We start from the raw sequence: 22,121 nt of genomic DNA on the forward strand, positions 1-22,121 counted from the left end.
TTATTAGTAAGTTTGCTTATGGTAATGTTATATCTCGCGGGCCTTAATAGTTCTCTTCGAGCGATTGCTATCACCAATTTAACATCCACCAGTATATATGAACTGGAACATAGCATTTTGGAAAAGACTTCTAAATTATCTACGGCACTTTTGGAGGACCCCGCTACAAAAACTAAAAGAGAAAAAGCAAAACGGCTTTCCTTGATTGATCTGTTAGACCAATGGACAGGTGTGACAGTTCACCTAATAACATTAGTTGCGTTAATGGTTGTCTTATCTGTTTATGGCTTCTATATTCTGGCTTTGATTATTTTAGGGGTGCAGATTCTACAGCTTTATCTTATGAAGCGAATGTCACAGAAAGTAGAGTCCATTTCAGCGAATCAAACCTCCTCTGTGCGAATGATCAACTATTTAGTCGATTTGTTGATTAACAGAAATTCCATTCCGGAAGTAAGAATGTACAGAATGTCCTCCTATTTGTTTTCCTCGATGAAAGAGAGCTTTACGAATAACTTCAAACAAATGCACCGTAAGGTTATTTATTCTGAAACCCACAACTTCTCCCAAAGCTTAATCATGATCTTATTAAATGGGACTACGATTGCCATTCTAGCAATTACGATCGGAAGTAGCGGACAGAGTGCTGGGCTTTTTGTGTTATTACTTCAGATATCCAGTCAATTATTCATCGTTATTCCTGCATTAACAAGAGTTTACGCTGACTTAGCTAAGAGTCGTTTACGGTACGAGGATTATACGTCTTATTTAGATTTGGAAGAGCAAGTGCTTAGAGATCAGGAGGTGAATTCCAATAAGAACACCGATCCGATGAAGGTCCAAGTTCATCAGCTGTTTTTTAGATATCCGACCAACGCTAAGAACACCCTGAGTAATATAAACATGACTATTCATCCAGGTGAACGAATTGCTTTTGTAGGTGAGAATGGCTCGGGTAAATCTACGCTTGTTAAGTTGATCTTAGGGTTGTATCCTGCAACAGCTGGAAACATCCAGTGGTTTAAAGGTGAGAATGAAGTCTTAGCGCATAACGTGACACAGGATACCAGAGTTGTTTTTCAGGATTTCATTAAGTTACAAAGACCAATTAGAGAAAACATTGCATTAGGTAATATGGCTACTATTCATGACGATTCAAGATTATTAGCCGCGATGAGAACAGCAGAAGCTGATAATTATGGTGTTCGGTTAGATACTTTAGTAGGTCCTCAGTTTGGAGGGATAGATTTGTCTGGGGGACAATGGCAAAGACTAGCGATTGCTCGAGCCTATCTCAAGGATGGCGCTCTTATGATTTTTGATGAGCCGACTGCTGCCTTGGATCCTTATGCGGAACAACAGGCGTTTGATACCTTTATGAAATTAGGAGAGCAGCGGACCTCCATTATTGTGACTCACCGGCTGTATATGTCCAAGTTCGTCGATAAAATTTTTCTATTTGAGGATGGAGAAATCGTAGAAAGTGGAACTCATGAAGAATTAATGAGGGTGGATGGTAAATACAAAAAGATGTTTAATCGCCAGTCCTCTTTATATGTATAAGAAAGGAGAAATCCATGCTGAAGTCTGACATCACTAATCTTGTAATGATACTCGTGAGAATGGTTAGAAAAAGTCCGATGATCTCAACAATCACTATCATAGTCCCTATAATCAGTGGATTATTAACTTTTTATTCTTACGCTGTCCAAGTGAATATCATTAACGGTGTGGCTCGCGGTGTTATGACGCTGCTCCCTATTCTATGGTTTGTTGTGATTCATGGCGTACAAGCTTGTTCATTAAGCATAACCAACATGATGAAGAATCGAATGAATGCGGAACTAACCCTCGCTTTTCAAGCCGAATTGATAGATATTGCAAACCGGGTTGATTTTGAGGATTTTGATGATGAAGAGTTTGGAAATAAACTGCAAAGAGCTAAAAAGGTAGTTGGAGAAGATTTAGAGGGGATTACAGGTTTTTTGGTATCGAGTGTAGGAATTATCTCAGGACTAATAAGCATCATCTGGTTGTCTGCGACAAGTGGTTATTTCTTGGTCACATTCGTAGTAACACTAATGATCGTGACTACCTTAACCATTCGATTATTTACGGAAATTAAAGTGAGAAGAACAGGAAGAGAGCTCACCTTTGATGGAAGAATGGGAGACTATCTTGCTAACACTTTGGAAGACCCTAATGCGATTCGAGAAATGCGAATTTATAACTCCATCTCTTATTTTACAAATCTCTGGGCAATGATTATGAAGAAGCAGCATAATAAAAGATTTAGCGCCAGAAAATTCGAGATCAAAACAGGGATGGTCGTGGCTATGGTCCAGACGAGTGCTATCTTTGTAGTTCTAGTGTACCTGTTAAACAAAATGGGGGAGTCTAATACAGTTACAATTGGAACAATTTCGGTGTTATTTCTGGCGCTGTTATCGAGTGGTGGTAAAATTATGAGTTTGACCTGGCCATTAAGCAAGCTTTACATCAGCAGTAGCAAATTATATGACTTAAATGAAGTACTTACATATAAGAACAGGGATTTTCGCAAAAATAACATCAATAATTCAACTGATGCTATGCTCCCAATTACCGTTTCAAATGTCTATTTTAAATACGCCAAATCGAACAAGAATGTCTTATCTAACATCAATATGACCATAAAGCCGGGTGAGAAAATAGCCATCGTCGGGGAAAATGGAGCAGGGAAATCTACGTTGATTAAAATGCTATTAGGTCAATATAGACCGAGCTTCGGAACGATTTGCTGGAAGGATCATTTAGAACCTCACGGAAAGGTGTCCGTCGTATTCCAGAATGCTGTAAAGTTTGAACTGACACTAAGAGAAAATATCCTATTGGGCGATGCGAATACACCTTCAGATGATGCTAAAATACTAAGGGTTCTAGAACAATGTGAGCTGATAGATATGCTCCATGAATTAGGTGGATTAGATGTGAATTTGGGGCAATTAGTAGAAGGAAGCAGGCAGCTATCAGGTGGACAATGGCAAAAGCTGGCGATTGCGCGCGCGTTATACAATGATGCGGAGCTTATAGTATTCGATGAACCTACTTCTGCAATTGACCCGAATGCCGAGATGGAGATCTATACGAAATTATTAGAAATCTGCCAAGATAAAGCAGCTATTTTTATTTCACATCGCTTGGGTTGGGCGAAGAATGTTGATACGATCTATGTTATGTATCATGGAGAAATTGCTGAAGTAGGAGATCATCAAGACTTAGTACATCACAATGGGATTTATGCAAACATGTACGCTTTACAATCCTCTTGGTATAAGTAGCTTATTAGATGTGATTGCGGTTGATATAAGATGGCATATTCTCCTTAACTATACTCATGAGGTTTACTAAAAAAATCCACAACAAATTTCTGGAATTGTATAGCCGCTTGTGATAAAAAGTGTTTTCTGCTCCAAGCGATGCCAAAAGTGCGCTGACAAAGCGGATCGGTTATTTTCAATTGAACGATTTCTGTGTTTTTACTTCTCCTGCTTAAGGCTAAAGGGAGAGTAAAGGTGATACCCAGTCCCATCTCGACTAAGGTTTGAACGGCACTCACTTCTTCGAGCTCGAAAGCAATTAGCGGTTCAAATCCAGCTTGACGGCAAAATGCATCTGTAATTTCACGGAAATTAGATCTAGAAGACAAAGAAATGAAATTCTCACCAGCAGCTTCAATCAAAGAAATACTCTCGCGATTGGCAAAACGATGATTCTTCGGCACACTTAAACATAATTCCTCTTCTACTAAGGTAAACCATTCGATGTCTGGTCCGGTAACAGGTGTCGAAGATATGCAAAAATCAATCACTGCACTCTCCAGATCGTTTCTCATTTCTAATGCTGAGCCAAGCTGACGCTGAATGATCCGAACGTGCGGGTGAAGGGTAAGAAACTCTTTTAGTAAAGTGGGCAATACATACGGTAGAGTAACTGCTATAGATATTACACCATGTTCAAGTCCGGCCATATCCATGAGCTCATGCTGACCTTCATCCAGTTCCAGAAATGCTTGCTCCACACGACGAAGATATGTTTTTCCGAATTCGTTCAATTTTAAATTTCTGCCTTGGCGTTCAAATAAGGGAACACCTAAGGTTTTCTCTAACCGTTGGATGGAATTGCTAAGTGAGGGTTGAGATACATTTAATTCTTTGGCGGCATTAGTCATGTGCTCAAGACGAGCAACTACACGGAAATATTGAAGCTGAAGGAATTCCATAACATTGACCTCTCTTTATTCATAACTCTAATGTGATATATCCATCATATAATATGTATTTTACTTAATTAATTTTCGGTCCTATACTATTGTAACATATAAAAAGATATAGGTAGGATGGAGAGAGTCTGCTGTGATTAGAGAGAAAATATGGACCCGGAATTTTATTGTTGTTTGTTTGAGTAGTTTTTTTATGTTTCTGACCTTTTACATTCTGGCGACTGCATTCCCGTTATACGTGAAGGAAAGCTTGCACGGGAATCAGCAGCAAATGGGGTTAGCCATTACCATCTATGTCCTCGGAGGTGTATTGATCCGTCCTTTTTCAGGACAATGGGTTGATAAATTCGGTAAAAAGAAAATGGCGGTTATTGGGCTAGTCTTATTTCTACTCGCCTGTATAGGATACTTCGGAGCTAATGGAATTGTATTGTTTCTGGTGATTCGTTTCATTCACGGTATGAGTTATGCGGTTGCCTCGACAGCGACAAGCACAATAGCTTCCACGCTAATCCCGTATTCACGCCAAGGTGAAGGCATCGGTTATTTCAGTATGTTTATGAGCATTGCGATGGTCATTGGACCAGCTTTGGGTCTTTTTCTATGGAAAGATGAGAACATTCATGTACTGCTGTTAGGTGTATGTGTGATTGCTGCGCTTTCGCTGTTATTCACATTAGGCGTTCGTATGCCCAAAGAAGAGAAGGATACGGTTAAAGAAGCCGTTAAGGAACCTGTGAAGATGCGAAAGGGTCTTCGCTGGAGTGACGTCATTGAACCCAAAGCACTGCCCATCTCGCTTGTTGGATTTACGCTTGCGTTCTCCTATAGTTCTTTATCTGGTTTTATCGCTTCTTTTACAAAAGAAATTAACCAATCACAGCTTACCGGTTATTTTTTTGTGGCCTTTGCGATTATGATTGTGCTGTTTCGACCGCTAATCGGTAAAGTATTCGATAAATATAACGAACATATTCTCATTTATCCCGGAATTCTGATCTTCGCTGTAGGTCTGCTTAGCTTAAGTCAAGCTAAATCCGGATTCATGCTGATGTTCTCAGGCATCATTATGGGGGTTGGGTATGGCGCACTTATGCCATGCTTTCAGACGCTTGCACTTAAATTAGCTGATAAAGAACGTAGAGGAAGCGCAAACGGAACCTTTTTCTTGTTATTTGATTTGGGGTATGGAGCGGGTTCTTATATTATGGGTGTAGTTGCTTCTTATACAGATTACCGTATGATGTACGAAGTTGCAGGGTTCGTGACGCTTATCTCAGTTGCTGTATACTATTTGCTTCATCACCTACCTCAATCTAAGCTTCGCGTTCAAAAATCTAAAGCTGACGTTGCATAAATGTATACGTTCAGCTGTATGATATAATTGTTGAAAAAAATGCATGGGGAGAACAATATGACAACAATCATTGATAAAATCGCCTGGATTCATATCGAGAATGGACAAGTCTTATGTGCGCGTTCCAAAGGGAAAGATATGTATTATTTACCTGGGGGAAAAAGAGAAGCCGGAGAAACAGACGAAGAGACGCTCGTGCGCGAAATCGAGGAAGAGATTTCTGTTCAGATCAAGACAGAGACTGTCTCTTATTTTGGAACGTTTGAGGCAGAAGCTCATGGGAAAGCAGAGGGTGTTACAGTCAAAATGACCTGTTATATTGCGGATTATGAAGGGACATTAACGCCAGCGTCCGAAATCGAGGAATTATCTTGGTTAAGCTATAAGGATCGGGATCGCGTGTCTGTTGTTACCCAAATTATTTTTGATCAATTGCATGAGAAGAATTTGCTCTCATAATCAACCATATACAGCATTTGAAGTCCGTTTTAAGCCAGCAAGTTGGCTTGAGACGGTCTTTTTATTTCTACGAGCCAAAGGTCGTTGTTGGGCGATAGCAACGTTTCTTCTCATTAAGGACAGATGTCCTTTTTTAAACCCTTGAATTGCTATTTAATATGTAAGAGATCGAAGTTGAGGAGAGAGAGAAATGAGAGGAATTATATTTGCATTTTTAGCGGGGGCTTGTATTACGCTACAGGGCGTGTCAAATGCTCGAATTAGTCAAGATATCGGGACTTGGCAGGCGGCTACAATTACACAATTAACAGGGTTCATCATGTCCTTTCTCATTCTTTTGTTCGTTAGAGATGGGAAAAGGGGAGGCTTTAAGCAAGTAAAACCCTTATATTTGATCGGTGGCGCTTTTGCGGCTGTTATTATTTTCAGTGAAGTAACGGCCATTCAGCAAATTGGTGTTACGTTTACGATATCCTCATTGTTGATTGCTCAGCTATGTCTGACGTTCTTAATTGATATTAAAGGCTGGTTTGGAATGGAAAAGAGAAAAATGAGACTGCCGCAGTTCATCGGCATCGGGTTGATGATCGTTGGCGTAGTGATACTGAAATTCTAATGGCCTTGCGTAAAGTCGATAAATGGAGGAGTTAAGTTATGATTATTGGTTTGATATTAGCGCTTATCGCGGGATCACTAGTGAGTCTGCAAAATATATTTAATACAAAAGTTAATGAAAAGGTTGGATCTTGGGCCACGACAACTTTAGTGTTAGGGATGGGATTCCTAGCTTCATTTATCATGAGTCTTATCGTTGAAGGAAACCGTATATTTACTTTGAGAAATATGGAGCCTTGGTATTGGATCAGTGGTTTGATCGGGGTTGGGGTAGTAATATGCCTTGTGCAAGGAACTAAGCGGTTGGGCCCTACGTATGCGATTTCGATCGTATTAATCTCTCAGCTTGGGTTTGCACTGCTCTGGGATTCACTAGGCTGGTTAGGGCTTGAAAAGGTTCCTTTTACTTGGAAGCAGTTGGTCGGAGTGATTGTTATTGTTGGAGGTATTCTCGTGTTTAAGCTAGGTGGTGAACGGGAGACGCAGAAGGCGGTTTAATTTATGCTCAGACTCATGTCTGTCAAAATAGAAGTGATGGCAGTCACACGAGGATGGAAGCAAAGCAAATTATACTTTGGGAAAGTAATAGCTCAATTATAAATAAGGAGTAGATCATCCTATGTTCATACAATTGAACTCCCAAACTATTGAAAAGTTAGAAAAAAGCCTTGGTGAACGACCAGGATATTTTAAATTATTCTTCGATACAGAGGGCTGTGGTTGTAATGGCGTGATCGTAATTCAGGTCATTAGTGAACCTCATGCTACAGATATTGAAGTTCAGAAAGAGCCTTTTACTTTTTTTGTTGACCGGCAACAGGAGTCTTTATTTGATGAACAGATGCGACTTGAAGCAGATGAGAATTACCCGTCATTCCGATTAAGTAGTGATTCGAGTCTGTTAGGAAGTAATATTCGTGTAAAAGATATTCGTTAGGCAGGTTGGAGCAGTTGAATGCAGAGTGTGTAGAATGGCTGATGAAGCGATTCTACACACTTTTTTTATTTTTTTTCGAGCATTAATATTGTCTACTATGTCACGACGTGATATAGTCACGTTAAGACATATTTAAATGCGACGTATAAATAAAGGGAGCTGGGCATGTTGAACCCTGAGAAAGTATTGAAGAAATACGTACCCATGACTGAAACAGCGTTCTATATTCTTTTATCCTTAGATGAACCACGTCATGGATATGGAATAGTGAAGCATGTGGAGAAAATCACGAAAGCACGTCTTTTGTTAGGTTCAGGTACAGTTTATGGCACGTTAACGAAGATGCAAAAAGATGGGATGATTACTGTTTTTGCTGATGAAGAGAGAAAAACAGTTTACGAAAGAACAGACTTAGGGATGCTAATTCTTGCTACGGAGATTAATAGGCTTAAAGAGCTACATGAGAATGCTATAAAATTTGGAGGTGACATAGATGATTATCAAAATATTTAGACCCTTTTGGAGTTATGATGTTCAGAAAACCGAAGAATGGTTAGCTTCTATGGCCCAAAAAGGCTACGTACTTATCCGAATCAACCGTTTAACAAGATATTTTTACTTTCAGCAGGGCGAACCGAAAGCAGCAAACTATCGGTTCGTATTCGATAAAGTTCCAAATCAATCCCTTTCTAAAGGATTATTAAATTTTGGATGGACGAAGGTGTTAAAGAGCGGCAAATGGGTTGTGACGATGAATAGGCTGCCTTTAGAACAGATAAGGACATTTCCTGATCGAGAAGGGATCGTAAAGCATAACAAGAAGATCATGTATATTTTTACGGGGATATTGATTTATTTAATGGTTGCATTACTCAATGTAATTTTAATAAGTACGATAGCAATGAGTGTTTCCAAGTCTGGTCATTTTAATGTCTTCAACGGACCTTATGGTTTTATTCCCGCTACTGCATTAGGACTTAGCATTATCTTATGTATTTTCACCGTATATTCTTTGATCACATTAAACAAGACGAACCAAAGATTAACAGAAGAATTCATACAACCAAACAAGCAAAATGGTGAGGGGACATCCTTTCTTCAAGGCAGTCTAAGTAAGAATGAAGAGAAACGCTTGAAAAGCTCAGGTCAACTTGTTATGAAGTGGAAGCTTGGATGGATGTATGCTCCTGATCGGCTTGAGGCGTGGCTAGAGGGAATGGAAGAAAAGGGATATAATCTGTACAGAGTTGGCAAAACAGGAACTGCCTTTTATTTTAAAAAAGGGAAGCCTCGTAAGCTGTGTTATTGTGCGGACTTACAAAATACTGCTGATACCAATTACTTCAACATTCATACGGATTCTGGCTGGGTATGTCTGTATAAATCGAGTTCATGGAGTCAGAAATGGGTTTTATGGGGCCAAGAATATGTACCAGGTAAAGCCAAACCGCAAATATACAGCGATAAGTTAAATCAGTTGAAACTAGCTAGACGTATAGCTTTAACGTATTCTGCTATGTTCTTACCCCTCACTATTTTATATATGTATATCATTGGTTTAAATGTAAGATTATCGACTTATTCTAACCTGGATCGATTGCAGATCATAAATATGATCTTGTACGCCATCTTAATTCTAATGTTTGGATCATATGTTAGTCGAACATGGCTATATTACAACCGGCTTCGTAAACATCATCAATAATATCTTGGAGGTGTATGATGCAACAGAACATTTATGACAACCCTGAGTTTTTTCAAATGTATAAGAACTTAAGGGAGTCAAGAATTACATACAATGACTTTATTGAACAACCTGCAATAAGAGGGTTACTTCCAGACCTACAGGATTTAAATGTTCTCGACCTTGGCTGCGGTTTTGGAGAACAGGCGAACTATATAATTGATAACCACGCTTCACAGGTGACAGGTGTAGATATATCAGAGAAGATGTTAGCTATGGCAAGGAAACGACCTGAGATCCGTTATATACAGGGCTCTATGGAAGAAATAGAATTCAATCGAAATGAATTTGATTTGGTAGTAAGTTCGTTAGCTTTTCATTATGTCGAGGATTATAAAACACTCATTAGTAGGATTTCAAAGTGGATTAAACCAAATGGCTACCTAGTATTTTCAACAGAACATCCTGTTGTTTTATCAAATAAGATTCAAAGTGGGTGGGTTAAAGATTCCGATCAAAATATCCTACATTGGCCCATTGATAATTATGGAGAAGAAGGTCTCAGAAATCAGTTTTGGGGAATCGATGGTGTCATAAAATACCATAGAAAACTTTCAACATTACTTAATACTTTGATCCAAAATGGACTGACTGTTGAAGAAATTGTTGAACCTGAATCCAACCTTGAGGGTCTTGAGAAGATGCCCAAATTAATAAATGAAAGAAGGAGACCTTCATTTTTATTAATTAAGGTTAGGAAAACAGTTATGCATGGACAGTAATCTTCAGTTATGAATAAACTTTACCAACCGATGAAGGACGATTACTTTATACTTAAGAATACAGCATTTTGCAATGATAATAAGGGGAGTGTTTGTATGCATGAAATACCTCATGAGGATTATTATAAAGTGAAGCCACTACTTCAAGGAGAGCATATCCATCCCGAAATTCTCTCTGTGATTGAAGGCAATAATCCTGGTTGGATCTTTGTCGATCAACTTACAGCACCAAAGAGTGCGTTAGTATGGAGTCAGGGGATTGAAGGATTTTATCTTATCGGCGATCACACCAATCAAGCCTTTATCCATGCACTGGACAGTTATGTAACAGATCATATTGTACCTAGAATGAAGGAACTCGGGATGGAACATTTCGAAGTTTCTGGTCAACATGATGAATGGAATCTGGAATTGATGTTTCCTTCTAGGAAGCTATATCCGTTTGAACAGATGGTGTTCAAGTTACTTCACAAGCCGACTACGACGCAGACTAATGGGACTAGAACTATAAATCTTAAAATGCTGGATTGGGAGAACTCAGATCTAAAGAATATAGAATTTGTACATGAAAATATTGATTTATTCTGGTCATCGAAAGAAGACTTTGCCGAAAAAGGCTACGGATATGCTGCTGTTGAGGGATCTGAGGTTATGGGTGTGTGTTATTCTAGTTTTGTTACACGGGATACACACGCAATCGGAATTGAAACCCTTCCTAAATATCAGAAACAAGGAGTGGGGACACATTTAGCAACGCTAGTAGTTGAAGATGTGCTTGCCAATGGCTTTATTCCTTACTGGGATTGTTCACTAGATAATGAAGCTTCGAAAAAATCGGCACTACGGCTAGGGTTTCAGCAGATACATCAATATAAGTGTGGTGCTTTTGCAATTTAATCCTTTTAGAGACGTCTATTCCATGGAGTAGACGTTTTTATTATATTTACCGTGGAGTTGTAAATACTTTAATATGAATTGTAATTTGGTATAACTCTATAATTATGAGAGAATGATCATCGGAACGAATGGAACGATTGAATATATTATAAGGTTAGGATGATCATCCATGAAAATTTTTCTTGTCGAGGACGATAGAACGATAGCATCAGGACTTGAATATTCATTACAGCAGGATCATTTTGAAACCCTTCTATGTTATGACTTCACCTCAGCCAAAGCGGTGTTATCTGAGCAGTTATCAGAGCTCACCTTATGCATCTTTGATCTCTCACTGCCGGATGGCAGCGGTTATGAACTGTGCAAGATCGTGAAAGCGCAAAGTGATATACCGGTAATTTTTTTAACGGCGATTGATGATGAGGTCAACGTGGTGATGGGACTCGATATGGGGGCAGATGATTACATAACCAAGCCTTTTCGGATTCGGGAGCTGCTATCGCGGATTAAATCCGTCTTAAGGAGATATAACAAGCAGGCTCAGACCCAATCCAATATCGAATTAGAGAATATACGGATTAACACGCTTGAAGGAAAGGTTTATAAGAACGGCGATGAAGTGCTATTGACCGCATTAGAATATCGATTATTACTGATCTTTGCTAACCATGTTGGTCAGGTTCTCTCAAGAAATCAATTGTTAGAACGGATTTGGGATGTGGCAGGTGAATTCGTGAACGACAATACATTATCGGTTTACATAAAAAGACTTAGGGAAAAGTTAGAAGATAACCCCCAAGAACCAACACTGATCAAAACAGTTCGAGGGTTGGGTTACAAGGTTGGTGATTAGGATGCTTCGTAATAGAGAATTTAGATGGTTATTGTTTACGATGTGCTTGATCAGTCTTGTGGCTACAGCGGTGGCGACATTTATATCGTTAGAGGCGGTAGGGCTCACAGCTGGGACTTCAGCTTTGCTTATAGCTTGCAGTGTATTGTTTACCCGCTGGAGATATGGTGAAATTGAAAAGCTCTCAGGGTATCTACGTCAAATCAGTAGTGGGAATTATTCGCTCGATGTTCGTGATAATCAGGAAGGTGAGCTTAGTATCCTGAAGAATGACATTTATAAAGTGACGCTGATGTTATCCGAGCAGAGTGCGCAATTACAAGAAGATAAAATGAAGCTTACTAATGCGATTTCGGATATCTCTCATCAGCTCAAAACCCCGCTTACTTCCATGACTGTGATGGCAGATTTATTAAGTGATCCTGAGCTGCACACTGAGAAGAGAATGGAGTTTACCCGGAAAATTACGATCCAACTCGAACGAATTGGCTGGCTGGTCTCCTCTTTATTAAAATTCTCCAAGATCGATGCAGGAACCATTCATTTTAAAAAAGAGCTTGTTCTGGTGAACAAGCTAGTTCAAAAATCTTTGGAGCCCATGTTAATTCCAATGGATATTAAAGAACAACGGGTCTTGATTGATGGAGATGATAGCACCACATTTATGGGCGATCTCAATTGGACAACTGAGGCGATCATTAATATTCTGAAAAACTGTGTAGAGCACACACCTGCTGGGGGAGAAATTTCGATTTCTTTTGAAGAAAATGCACTGTTTACGGAAATTATCATTACAGATAACGGCAAAGGAATCCCAAAGGCAGAGATCCCCTATATCTTTAAACGATTCTATAAAGGTAAGAATGCAAGCGAAGATAGTGTAGGGATTGGACTTGCCTTGGCACAAAGCATTATCACAGGACAAAACGGAACGATCGATGTGAAGAGTGAAGTGGGAAAAGGTACACAATTTCAGATTAAATTTTATAAGCAAGTCATTTAGCACTTGTAACATAGTGACTAGAATGTCACTTTAGAGTCACTGGATAGTCATTGTAGACAGATATACTGATCTCATCAACAAATGGAGGTCTAACAATGGACATTTTAAAGATTGAACATCTGTCTAAAACATATGGAAAAGGCGAAACAGCGGTAAAGGCACTGGATGATGTATCTTTTTCAATTAAAAAAGGTGAATTCGTAGCGATTATCGGGCCATCTGGCTCCGGGAAATCGACCATTCTGCACTTATTAGGCGGAGTGGATAGACCGACAAGCGGCAAAGTATTCGTAGATAACACGGATATTTATGAATTGAATGAAACACAGCTGGCGATCTTTAGACGCAGACAAATTGGGCTGATTTATCAATTCTATAATCTTATACCGGTCTTAACGGTCGAAGAGAACATCACACTTCCTTTACTCCTTGATCAGCACAAGGTAGATAAGAAACAATTTGCGGATACTGTAAAGGCGTTAAATTTGGAGAATCGCTTAAACCATCTCCCAAATCAGCTGTCAGGCGGACAACAACAGCGGGTCTCTATTGGTAGAGCGTTAATTAGTAATCCTGCAATCATGCTGGCAGATGAGCCAACCGGTAATCTGGATAGTAAGAACAGTGGTGAAATTATAGATTTATTAAAAATGTTTAATAAAACCTATAATCAAACACTGATTGTCATTACTCATGATGAACGGATTGCATTACAAGCGGATAGAGTGATTACCATTGAAGATGGAAGGATCGCCAAAGATGAGGTGATTCGTCCGTGAATATCGTAAATAAATTAACGCTTAGACATTTGAAGCAAAATAAACGAAGAACATTGGTTACTATCATTGGAGTCATCATTTCTGTGGCTATGGTGACGGCTGTGGCAACGCTTGGTTTTTCATTTATGGAATTAATGAGGCAGCAGAGTATCTCAACAAATGGAGAATGGCATGTCCAATATAGAAATGTTACTAAAGCTCAGCTTAAAGCGATAGAAGCGGATGATGCAACGAAAACACTTGTCATCTCAAATGATCGTGGCTATGCCCCTTTAGAGGGGGGACAGAATGAGAACAAGCCCTACTGGTATATTAAGGAATATAATTTAGCTGGTTTTAAACAATTTCCGATTGAACTTCTGGATGGAAGACTCCCGAAGACTAACTATGAAGTAGTCATTTCTGAGGAAATTGCAAAAAACGCTAAAGTAACATACAAGATTGGTGAAACTTTAACTCTCGATGTCGGAGAGCGAGTCACTAGGGATGATAAAAATAGTGGGCAGCCCTTATCTCAGAACGAACGATTACGGACTGAAGAGGATACCCTGAATGAAGAGATCATTCATAAAAAACCAATGAACTACACGATTGTGGGAGTGATAAAGCGCCCTACTTGGGAACCAACATGGTCCCCGGGTTATACTGCTCTAAGTTATGTGGATGAAAGCTTGATTGGAGCAGCTGAAAAAACTACAGCGACGGTTGTATTAAATAAGGTGGATAGCTCCATATACAAGCATGCAGAGGAATTGGCACAAGAAAACAATATCGAGTCGATCTCTTATAATAATAGTTTGCTCCGCTATTATGGTGTGACGAATAACGATGGCTTACGTAACACACTTCTTTCATTGTCAGTCATCGTTATGACTGTGATAATCATTGGTTCCGTTTCTTTAATCTATAATGCTTTCGCAATTTCTGTCTCGGAACGTGCACGCCATTTAGGAATGCTCTCCAGCGTAGGTGCTACAAAGAGGCAGAAGCAGAATTCAGTGTTTTTTGAAGGGATGATCATCGGTTTAATTAGTATACCTATTGGGATCCTTTGCGGAATTACAGGAATCGGGATCACTTTTATGTTTATCAATTCGATGATTCAAGATGTATTAGGGATAACAGAAAAATTAACGTTGGTTGTTACACCTCTATCTCTTCTAACCGCTTGTGTAGTTTCAATTATGACGATTTTTATATCCACCTATCTTCCAGCCCGAAAAGCTTCAAAGATCTCGGCAATTGATGCGATCAGACAATCAACCGATGTTAAGCTCTCTGGTAAAGAGGTGAAAACATCCAAGTTCGTTCGCAAGTTGTTTGGAATTGAAGCAGAGATTGGTTTGAAGAATTTAAAGCGAAATAAACGCAGGTACCAAGCAACCGTATTCTCACTTGTCATTAGTATCGTTTTATTTTTATCCGTAACTTCGTTCACTTCTAATATGAGAAAGTCGGTAGAACTCTCACAGGATGGTTTGAACTATGATATCCAAGTCTATATGGGGACTGAGGACGCTCAAAAAGTAGATCGGCTGACGAAATCGATAACTGCCTTACCTAATATAACGGAATATAATGTGGTCAGGGAACTAAGTTTGAGTTCATGGATTGATGAAAAAGATATGGCAAAAGAATTGCAAGAGATCGTGGAGAAGGATAGCAGTATTTTAAAGAACGGGAAATATCCTTACTACATTCAGATCCATGCACTAAATGAACAGAGCTTGAGAACCTATGCAGAATCGGTCGGTGTAAGTTATGAACAATTAACAGATCTCAATCAGATGTCTGCTATTGTGAATGATACGGTCACCTTTGAGGATGAGAACGCCAAAAAGATTATTGAGACCAAAGCTCTTCATTCGGAAATCGGCCAGAAGCTTGATTTAATTTATACGGATTGGAACACAGAGAAAGAGACGAAATTACCACCAGTAGAAATCGTCGCATTAACTGATAAACGCCCTATGGGTGTTCATTCAGCACTAGTTGGTGGATTAAACATCATTGTCTCTGAACAAGTCTTCGATCAATTAACAAATGATACGATGAGTAACGATATACAAAGCCGACTAAACTTGAACAGCTCTGATCCATTAGCGACACAACAAGCCATTGAGGAAATGAAAGAGCGGAATGTCTATGTTCAAAATGTGTTTCAAAATAGACAAAATAGTGAGCAGATGATCATGTTAATGTCTATTTTTACCTATGGTTTTATTGCTTTGATTACATTAATATCGATTGCGAATATTTTCAATACGATTTCAACTAGCATATCACTTCGTAAAAGAGAGTTTGCGATGTTGAAGTCTGTAGGGATGACGCCAAACGGTTTTAATAAAATGATTAATTATGAAAGTATCTTCTATGGGATAAAATCACTATTTTACGGGCTTCCGATTAGCATAGTCGTGATGTACTTGATCTATAGATCCATGATGAGTAGTTTCTCCTATGGATTCGCACTTCCGTGGATGAGTATCTTGTATGTCATAGTCGCAGTCTTTATCATCGTTAGCTCAGCTATGCTTTACTCCAGTTCAAAAGTGAAGAAGGAAAATATTATTGATGCTTTAAAACAGGAGAATATATAAAGATTAGCCGCGATAATCGCGGCTTTTTTGACTTTTCTGAAGGTTTATATTTTTTGGGGGTGTTTTGTGTCATATATGACACGAACGGTATGTTATTACATATAAATCCCTATGATATAATGTATTCAATTGAATTTAACAGATTATAACTTTAGAGGCAGGTGTCAACGCTTGAGAACGGTCGTCGTGATTGGCGGGGGAATTACTGGATTGTCTACCGCTTACTATCTACAGAAATCTATACAGCATAATAAGTTGGATGTAAAAATCATTTTGGTTGAAGCCAGTGATAGACTGGGCGGCAAAATTAGAACACTTCAGCATGATGACTTCATCATGGAGTCTGGTGCTGATTCAATTGTCACTCGTAAGACAAATGTAGCACCATTGATTGAAGAATTAGGCATTCAGGATGAGGTTGTATATAACGCGACAGGAATATCATACATCTACACAGAAGGTAAGCTGAAGCAAATTCCTAAAGATGCAGTCTTTGGCATCCCTCTCAGTATTGAATCGCTTGCTACTACAGATTTGATCTCTGCTGAAGGTAAAGTTGAAGCACTTAAAGATTTCTATACTCCGAATGATCGTTTTACGAAAAACGATTCTGTAGGTGACTTTCTGGAAGCTTTCTTTGGAAAAGAACTTGTCGAGAAGCAAATATCACCTGTCCTATCAGGTGTATATTCCGGGAAATTGAGCGAACTTACCATTGCCTCGACCCTTCCTTATTTGATTGATTATAAAAATGAATATGGAAGTATTATTCAGGGATTGTCCGCGAATAAGGCTAAATTCCAGGGGAACGGCGATAAGAAGTTTATGTCTTTTAAGGGTGGCGTATCTGCTCTGATTGATGCCATGGAAGAACAGCTGTCCGATGTTGAGATCATCAAAGGGATTCGGGCAGAGCGCATTGCAAAGGATGGAGAACGGTACCGGGTAACACTAGCAGATGGACGAATCTTGGAGAGCGATTTTGCCGTACTAGGAACGATGCATTCTACTGCACAAGCATTACTTCAAGACGAAGCGCTGAATGAAGATTTCAAACAGTTGTTTAACAGCTCAATGATTAGTGTGTATATAGGATTTGATATCCCTGACAGTCAACTGCCAGCGAACGGTACAGGGTTCATAACAGCCAACAGTGACGATGTTCTTTGTAATGCTTGTACGTGGACAAGTCGTAAGTGGGAGCACACGTCTGGTCAACAACGTCTGCTTGTCAGACTCTTTTATAAAAGCTCAGGACCGCATTATGAGTCCTTGATTAAGCTTTCAGAAGAGGAATTATTAAAGGTGGCGTTGAATGATATACAGACCAGTCTTGGAATTACTGGACAGCCAGTTACCCACGATGTGACCAAATGGCATGATGTTATGCCAAATTACCACAAACGCCATCACGAGATTGTAGTATCCTTAGAGAAGAAGATTGCAGATCATTATCCGAATGTAATCCTTGCTGGATGTTCTTATTATGGCGTGGGTATTCCTGATTGTATTGCAAATGGAGAGAAGACAGCGGAACGCATTTTGGAACAAGTAATTACACATTAAACAAAGGAGGGCGGACAATAGTGAGAAAATTAGCGATAAGCTCTATGCAAAGTCTAGACTATAAACAACGGCGGTTGTTTGTATAGAGCGAATGAAAATTGATTTACCGCCAGTGCACTGTGCAGGGTTGTTTTTAGAATAGACTTTGCTACCTTCAAACTCAAAAAAAGTTTAAGGAGCAGAGCGACTATGAAATATGTAAATGCAGATACGATTTTTCCAAAAGAATTATTAGAGGAAATTCAGAAATATATTAACGGTGGTTTGGTGTATATTCCTAAGCCTGAAGAAGCACATGTAAAATGGGGCGAGAAGTCAGGGAGCAGAAAATACTTAAGATCTAGAAATATTGAGATTTGTTTAAGGTTTGCCGTTGGAGCAACGGTTGACCAGCTTTCGGATGAATACTGCCTATCAAGGGACAGTATTAAGAAGATTGTTTACACAAAAAAATAGCTATAATCCCAAAAAGCCACGTTAGAGGAAGCTCTGACGTGGCTTTTTGGGATTTAATTATCATTCAATCTTAAATACCGTACTTTTTCCGATATTTATCGATCCCATCTACAAACTGTCCTTCATATTTCACGCCTTCATCCATCTTTTTATTTGCTGCTTTAAAATCGTTGCTAGAAATTTTTGTTTTGTATAAGGCCTCTTTCATCATTGTCATTGCTTCCAGTTGTGTTTTTATAGCTTTTAAATAGATTTGATGCAAAGCCTGCAATTCTGGATTGGGTGCTTTAATTTTTTTTGCTTCTACTACCAGTTTAGTGTAATTAGGAAGGATCACATTATTAAACGCAGTGTAGCGTTGCTTTCTATTGGTACCCGTGTCTATTCTGTTCTTAATATATGCCTCATTGGCAATTTCGTCATATTGAATAATAGCTGCTATCTGATTAGAATAGGTTGTGAAATCTAACACTTCTTGAGGTGTTTTCATCTTTTCTTCGTAAGCAGCCTTGGATAGAACGGTAATTGGATATCTTTCTTCAGTCCAACCAGGAATGTTGAAGACTACTTCTGCAGAACCTTCTTGAACGCCTGTAACAATATAATCTGAATATCCATCCAATTCAACGGTAAGTATGGATTCATCAGAAACTTCCGGTGTCAATTTTGCATATGTAAGACTGGTCATTTCAGCTAGTAAGCGAACTTTTATTTTTGTAGTTCCACCCACAGGAATAACATCGCTAGACAAAGTAATACTTGCCTCATTGAGTAATTTCTTATCAGCAGCAAACACAGTGGATGGCATTAATAAAGCAAAAACCATAGTACAAAGTATAAAACATTGATTAAACCTTTTCATTAGCAATCATCCTTAACGTTTGATTTTGTAGTCACTCGAAGTAATCTTGTATTCCATAAAATTCCTGATTCCTCCTGAGTTTTACTATAAATTGTTTCTTCGCAAATACCAACTATTTTTTAAAAGCTTTGGGGTGGATCACCGAAACAAACGAATTCAAATATAAAGATGGATAGGGCGACAACCTGTATTTTTGATACAAGTAGTCGCCCTATCCATTAAATATGTAAAGCTATACGATTTGTTTATTCATATTCAAAGAGGCTTCAAATGCATCAATAATATAGAGGAATCTTTCAGCTTCTCGGAATACATGATCCGCAAGCAGTGGATGAATGATGCTTTTTATACGACATTCTTCAATAAGATCTCGAGCGGTTTTCTTGAAATCACGGAGGGATTTAACCGAGACTTTATTCTCGTCAAGTTGTTGACTTAGCAGGGGTTTGGTTTGGGATTGAGGACGCATGGAGCTAAGATCAATAGCTTGATACAACAATGTATCGAAATCATGGCTGAAATTTCTCGCTTGTTCAACGAGTTGACGTTCAGAGGGGTCCAATAAATGTCCAATGAATTTGGCATGATCCGCCATTATACGTAGAAAGAACACATTTTCATTGATAATTGCGTCAGGCAAAGGATCTAACCTACCTAGATTCAATTCTTCCAGTCGATTTCGAAAATAATTGGCTTCCCTGCTGACATGATCCACTAATAAAGGGAAATTCGTACCTCCTGGAAGTTTGCATTGTAAAATTAATCCTAATATTTTCCTTTTAAAAGCCCAGATATGTGAAGCAGCACTATGAACTTCCTCATTAAACTTCCGTATAACTGCCGGATCAGAATCCACAGTAAATCCGAGGGATCTATTCTCGATGGCTTCGAATGTGGCGTAGAAATGGTTCGCTTCATTAATTAGTTGCGTGTCTTCACAACGAAATCCTAATTTAAGAAAAAAAGAATGTTCTTTCATAATTCGTGACCAGAATCTAATTTCATCAAGAGATCTCGAAACAAAAGGATCCGGCATTTTTAAAACGCACCTCCCATTTTTATACAATCATAATATGCGTGAAGTTTGTACTATATCCGCAAGAATTCAGGCGAATATGCCGAAGTACACAAACGCTTACGATCTGGAACTACTGTAGTATATAATTGACTGTATGTTCATTAACTACGAGGTGGAAGATTTATGGCAGAAAAAACATACTTAGATTTACGGATAAGGAAGACAAGAAAAGCAATCCGGAATGCTTTTATAGATTTATTAGCAGAGAAAGAACTGAATAAGATCTCGATCAACGCTATTACGCAAAAGGCTGAAATCAATCGAGCCACATTTTATTTACATTACAAAGATATTAATGATTTGATTGATAGTATCTTGGATGATTTATTAGCAGATTTAAAGAAAATACTCATTGATAAATTTGAAGAATCCTATAAACCAGGGGATGAACTTACCTCGCTGATTTTATTGCTTGAGCATATTGCAGAGAATTCTCATATGTATAAGGTGTTGCTTGTAACCAAAAATATTCCTTATTTCACACCGAAATTGATGGATCTGTTATATGAATTGATATTAACAACAACAGAACAACAATCGATTCAAAAAACAGAGGATTTCTTAACCGTCGATACTCCATCTGATATTGCAGCTTGGTATGGAACATCGGCTATCATTGGTACAATTTCCATGTGGCTAGGCAATGATATGCCTTATACACCTAAATATTTAGCAGAACGAATCATACAGTTAAATCCATTTATACCTGCAAAAAATAAAAAGATATAGTGAATTGTTTCACTATTTAAATTTTAATTAACACATATTTATCAACTGTTGCTTTATTAACGCTTTCAGTATTATTGTAGATTGCTTAGCTCCTTAATAACTACTACCATGAAAGTAATAGATAGTAATAAGGAGTGTTAATGAATGATGAAAGTCGGCATTTATCACGGTCAAAATTGTGTGGGGATAGAAGAGCGTCCGATGCCTCAAGTAGGAGCAAAAGATGCGTTGGTTCGGATTTTAGCTGGTGGAATTTGTGGTACAGATATCAATATAGTAAAAGCAGGCTCAGAAATGGGTATCCGTTTCGGCTCAGAGTTTGGACATGAAATGTTTGGTGAAATCGTCGAATTAGGTTCTGATGCGGAAACCGATTTGACAGTTGGCATGCGTGTAGGTGTGAATCCAATTACTGCAAAACGTGCAGGTCGTCGTTATTCGTTGGAGGTAGGAGCCTTTTCACAATATGTCTTAATTGAAGATGCAGCACTTAATTATAACCTTTATGAATTTGATGATTCCGTTTCGGCAACAGAGGCCGTATTAATGGAACCCATGAGCGTAGGCTTCCATGGCGCTTTTAGCGTACTGCCCAAACATGGAGACAAAATCGTAGTTCTTGGTGCTGGTCCTATTGGCTTATCTGCAGCTGCAGGATTAATTGGTGAAGGCATTAAAGATGTTTGCGTAGTGGATATTGACAACTGGCGTTTGGATAAAGCAAAAGAATTAGGCGCATTAACAGTTAATACGTCGACTAAAACATTGGCAGAGGGTTTAATCAAACACTTCGGCGAAGTGAACGTATACGGTGTGAATGTACCCAATGTAGATGCTTTTGTGGACGCAGCGGGCGCTCCAATATTATTTGAACAAGTGATGCAGATTGTAAAGCCACAAGCAAGAATAGCAATCATTGCCGTTTATAAAAATGAAGTACCTATAAGCCTTGCTCAAGTGATGAGTAAAGAAGTTAACATAGTTGGAGCTAGTGGATACACACATGAAGATATTGTAAAGGTAATTGAACATATAAACGACAAGAAAACGAATATCTCTACAATGGTGACACAGACTTATAAATTAGAGGATATTCAAGCCGCCTTCGATAAAGCAATTGCAGCAAAAGAAACGATCAAGGTTATTGTAGATCTAACTTAATCATCAGGTAATTATATTGGAGTTCATTTGAGTGTAAAACTC

General features: G+C 38.7%; 22 protein-coding genes. 19 read left to right on the forward strand and 3 right to left on the reverse strand.

The genetic code is table 11. The features are described 5' to 3' along the window. Positions 1–201: 201 nt before the first annotated feature. Positions 202–1,563, forward strand: a complete 1,362-nt coding sequence (locus PAENI_RS04980; protein WP_223178902.1) for an ABC transporter ATP-binding protein — start codon at positions 202–204, stop codon at positions 1,561–1,563. Positions 1,564–1,577: 14 nt separating this feature from the next. Next, a complete protein-coding gene (locus tag PAENI_RS04985; RefSeq protein ID WP_149644446.1) occupies positions 1,578–3,320 on the forward strand; it encodes an ATP-binding cassette domain-containing protein in 1,743 nt (580 codons plus the stop codon). A 44-nt stretch (positions 3,321–3,364) separates the two neighbouring features. Here the strand turns inward: PAENI_RS04985 and PAENI_RS04990 are convergent, their stop codons facing one another. Then, the gene (locus PAENI_RS04990; RefSeq protein WP_149644447.1) at positions 3,365–4,261 is read right to left on the reverse strand and encodes a LysR family transcriptional regulator; all 897 of its coding nucleotides are present in this window, start codon (positions 4,259–4,261) and stop codon (positions 3,365–3,367) included. A 133-nt stretch (positions 4,262–4,394) separates the two neighbouring features. On the opposite strand from PAENI_RS04990, the gene PAENI_RS04995 reads away from it, so the two are divergent. The 15 genes from PAENI_RS04995 (at position 4,395) to PAENI_RS05065 (ending at position 18,249) form a co-directional block, all read left to right on the forward strand. Continuing rightward, entirely contained in the window at positions 4,395–5,618 is a 1,224-nt protein-coding gene (locus tag PAENI_RS04995; RefSeq protein ID WP_149644448.1) for an MFS transporter, read from the forward strand. A 57-nt stretch (positions 5,619–5,675) separates the two neighbouring features. Beyond that, entirely contained in the window at positions 5,676–6,077 is a 402-nt protein-coding gene (locus PAENI_RS05000; protein ID WP_149644449.1) for an NUDIX hydrolase, read from the forward strand. A 190-nt stretch (positions 6,078–6,267) separates the two neighbouring features. Then, positions 6,268–6,693, forward strand: coding sequence for a DMT family transporter (locus PAENI_RS05005; RefSeq protein WP_076285787.1), 426 nt, complete (start codon positions 6,268–6,270; stop codon positions 6,691–6,693). A 38-nt stretch (positions 6,694–6,731) separates the two neighbouring features. Next, positions 6,732–7,190, forward strand: a complete 459-nt coding sequence (locus PAENI_RS05010) for a DMT family transporter (RefSeq protein WP_042187996.1) — start codon at positions 6,732–6,734, stop codon at positions 7,188–7,190. 121 nt (positions 7,191–7,311) lie between these two features. After that, the gene (locus PAENI_RS05015; protein WP_042187998.1) at positions 7,312–7,629 is read left to right on the forward strand and encodes an iron-sulfur cluster biosynthesis family protein; all 318 of its coding nucleotides are present in this window, start codon (positions 7,312–7,314) and stop codon (positions 7,627–7,629) included. Positions 7,630–7,794: 165 nt separating this feature from the next. Further along, a complete protein-coding gene (locus tag PAENI_RS05020; RefSeq protein ID WP_410477450.1) occupies positions 7,795–8,142 on the forward strand; it encodes a PadR family transcriptional regulator in 348 nt (115 codons plus the stop codon). Beyond that, positions 8,123–9,334, forward strand: a complete 1,212-nt coding sequence (locus PAENI_RS05025; protein ID WP_149644451.1) for a DUF2812 domain-containing protein — start codon at positions 8,123–8,125, stop codon at positions 9,332–9,334. The genes PAENI_RS05020 and PAENI_RS05025 overlap by 20 nt, the downstream gene beginning before the upstream one ends. 17 nt (positions 9,335–9,351) lie before the next feature. Continuing rightward, positions 9,352–10,095: a class I SAM-dependent methyltransferase gene (locus tag PAENI_RS05030; protein ID WP_149644597.1), complete on the forward strand. Its 744-nt coding sequence runs from the start codon at positions 9,352–9,354 to the stop codon at positions 10,093–10,095. A gap of 96 nt (positions 10,096–10,191) precedes the next feature. Continuing rightward, positions 10,192–10,992: a GNAT family N-acetyltransferase gene (locus PAENI_RS05035; RefSeq protein ID WP_188114477.1), complete on the forward strand. Its 801-nt coding sequence runs from the start codon at positions 10,192–10,194 to the stop codon at positions 10,990–10,992. A 169-nt stretch (positions 10,993–11,161) separates the two neighbouring features. Then, positions 11,162–11,845, forward strand: a complete 684-nt coding sequence (locus PAENI_RS05040; protein ID WP_149644453.1) for a response regulator transcription factor — start codon at positions 11,162–11,164, stop codon at positions 11,843–11,845. Position 11,846: 1 nt separating this feature from the next. Then, entirely contained in the window at positions 11,847–12,848 is a 1,002-nt protein-coding gene (locus PAENI_RS05045) for a sensor histidine kinase (RefSeq protein WP_149644454.1), read from the forward strand. Between the two features lie 95 nt (positions 12,849–12,943). Then, complete coding sequence (locus PAENI_RS05050) at positions 12,944–13,627, forward strand: ABC transporter ATP-binding protein (protein WP_042127549.1); 684 nt, start codon at positions 12,944–12,946, stop codon at positions 13,625–13,627. Continuing rightward, on the forward strand, positions 13,624–16,227 hold the full coding sequence (locus tag PAENI_RS05055; protein ID WP_149644455.1) for an ABC transporter permease: 2,604 nt from the start codon (positions 13,624–13,626) through the stop codon (positions 16,225–16,227). Before PAENI_RS05050 ends, PAENI_RS05055 begins: the two co-directional genes overlap by 4 nt. Positions 16,228–16,398: 171 nt before the next feature. After that, complete coding sequence (locus PAENI_RS05060) at positions 16,399–17,793, forward strand: protoporphyrinogen oxidase (protein ID WP_149644456.1); 1,395 nt, start codon at positions 16,399–16,401, stop codon at positions 17,791–17,793. 189 nt (positions 17,794–17,982) lie between these two features. After that, positions 17,983–18,249 (forward strand): CD3324 family protein, encoded by a 267-nt coding sequence (locus PAENI_RS05065; RefSeq protein ID WP_042127555.1) that lies wholly within the window; start codon positions 17,983–17,985, stop codon positions 18,247–18,249. A 70-nt stretch (positions 18,250–18,319) separates the two neighbouring features. On the opposite strand, the gene PAENI_RS05070 is transcribed toward PAENI_RS05065, so the two are convergent. Together PAENI_RS05070 and PAENI_RS05075 are read right to left on the reverse strand one after the other, a co-directional pair. Further along, a complete protein-coding gene (locus PAENI_RS05070; protein WP_149644457.1) occupies positions 18,320–19,111 on the reverse strand; it encodes a hypothetical protein in 792 nt (263 codons plus the stop codon). Between the two features lie 232 nt (positions 19,112–19,343). Then, positions 19,344–20,147 carry a DUF2935 domain-containing protein gene (locus tag PAENI_RS05075; RefSeq protein WP_149644458.1) on the reverse strand — a complete coding sequence of 268 codons (804 nt, stop codon included), beginning with the start codon at positions 20,145–20,147 and terminating at the stop codon, positions 19,344–19,346. A 165-nt stretch (positions 20,148–20,312) separates the two neighbouring features. Here PAENI_RS05075 and PAENI_RS05080 point away from each other — a divergent pair, with 165 nt between their 5' ends. Continuing rightward, positions 20,313–20,918: a TetR/AcrR family transcriptional regulator gene (locus PAENI_RS05080; RefSeq protein ID WP_149644459.1), complete on the forward strand. Its 606-nt coding sequence runs from the start codon at positions 20,313–20,315 to the stop codon at positions 20,916–20,918. Between the two features lie 144 nt (positions 20,919–21,062). Further along, a complete protein-coding gene (locus tag PAENI_RS05085; RefSeq protein ID WP_262495503.1) occupies positions 21,063–22,079 on the forward strand; it encodes a zinc-dependent alcohol dehydrogenase in 1,017 nt (338 codons plus the stop codon). Positions 22,080–22,121 lie beyond the last annotated feature (42 nt).

The sequence above is a fragment of the Paenibacillus sp. B2(2019) genome, assembly GCF_008370385.1.
GTDB lineage: Bacteria > Bacillota > Bacilli > Paenibacillales > Paenibacillaceae > Paenibacillus_AQ.

Coding starts and splice junctions, on each gene's coding strand:
- PAENI_RS04985 (WP_149644446.1), top strand. CDS start 1,578: ATGCTGAAGTCTGACATCACTAATCTTGTAATGATACTCGTGAGAATG.
- PAENI_RS04990 (WP_149644447.1), bottom strand. CDS start 4,261: ATGGAATTCCTTCAGCTTCAATATTTCCGTGTAGTTGCTCGTCTTGAG.
- PAENI_RS05000 (WP_149644449.1), top strand. CDS start 5,676: ATGACAACAATCATTGATAAAATCGCCTGGATTCATATCGAGAATGGA.
- PAENI_RS05005 (WP_076285787.1), top strand. CDS start 6,268: ATGAGAGGAATTATATTTGCATTTTTAGCGGGGGCTTGTATTACGCTA.
- PAENI_RS05010 (WP_042187996.1), top strand. CDS start 6,732: ATGATTATTGGTTTGATATTAGCGCTTATCGCGGGATCACTAGTGAGT.
- PAENI_RS05015 (WP_042187998.1), top strand. CDS start 7,312: ATGTTCATACAATTGAACTCCCAAACTATTGAAAAGTTAGAAAAAAGC.
- PAENI_RS05020 (WP_410477450.1), top strand. CDS start 7,795: ATGTTGAACCCTGAGAAAGTATTGAAGAAATACGTACCCATGACTGAA.
- PAENI_RS05025 (WP_149644451.1), top strand. CDS start 8,123: ATGATTATCAAAATATTTAGACCCTTTTGGAGTTATGATGTTCAGAAA.
- PAENI_RS05030 (WP_149644597.1), top strand. CDS start 9,352: ATGCAACAGAACATTTATGACAACCCTGAGTTTTTTCAAATGTATAAG.
- PAENI_RS05035 (WP_188114477.1), top strand. CDS start 10,192: ATGCATGAAATACCTCATGAGGATTATTATAAAGTGAAGCCACTACTT.
- PAENI_RS05040 (WP_149644453.1), top strand. CDS start 11,162: ATGAAAATTTTTCTTGTCGAGGACGATAGAACGATAGCATCAGGACTT.
- PAENI_RS05045 (WP_149644454.1), top strand. CDS start 11,847: ATGCTTCGTAATAGAGAATTTAGATGGTTATTGTTTACGATGTGCTTG.
- PAENI_RS05050 (WP_042127549.1), top strand. CDS start 12,944: ATGGACATTTTAAAGATTGAACATCTGTCTAAAACATATGGAAAAGGC.
- PAENI_RS05065 (WP_042127555.1), top strand. CDS start 17,983: ATGAAATATGTAAATGCAGATACGATTTTTCCAAAAGAATTATTAGAG.
- PAENI_RS05070 (WP_149644457.1), bottom strand. CDS start 19,111: ATGAAAAGGTTTAATCAATGTTTTATACTTTGTACTATGGTTTTTGCT.
- PAENI_RS05075 (WP_149644458.1), bottom strand. CDS start 20,147: ATGCCGGATCCTTTTGTTTCGAGATCTCTTGATGAAATTAGATTCTGG.
- PAENI_RS05080 (WP_149644459.1), top strand. CDS start 20,313: ATGGCAGAAAAAACATACTTAGATTTACGGATAAGGAAGACAAGAAAA.
- PAENI_RS05085 (WP_262495503.1), top strand. CDS start 21,063: ATGATGAAAGTCGGCATTTATCACGGTCAAAATTGTGTGGGGATAGAA.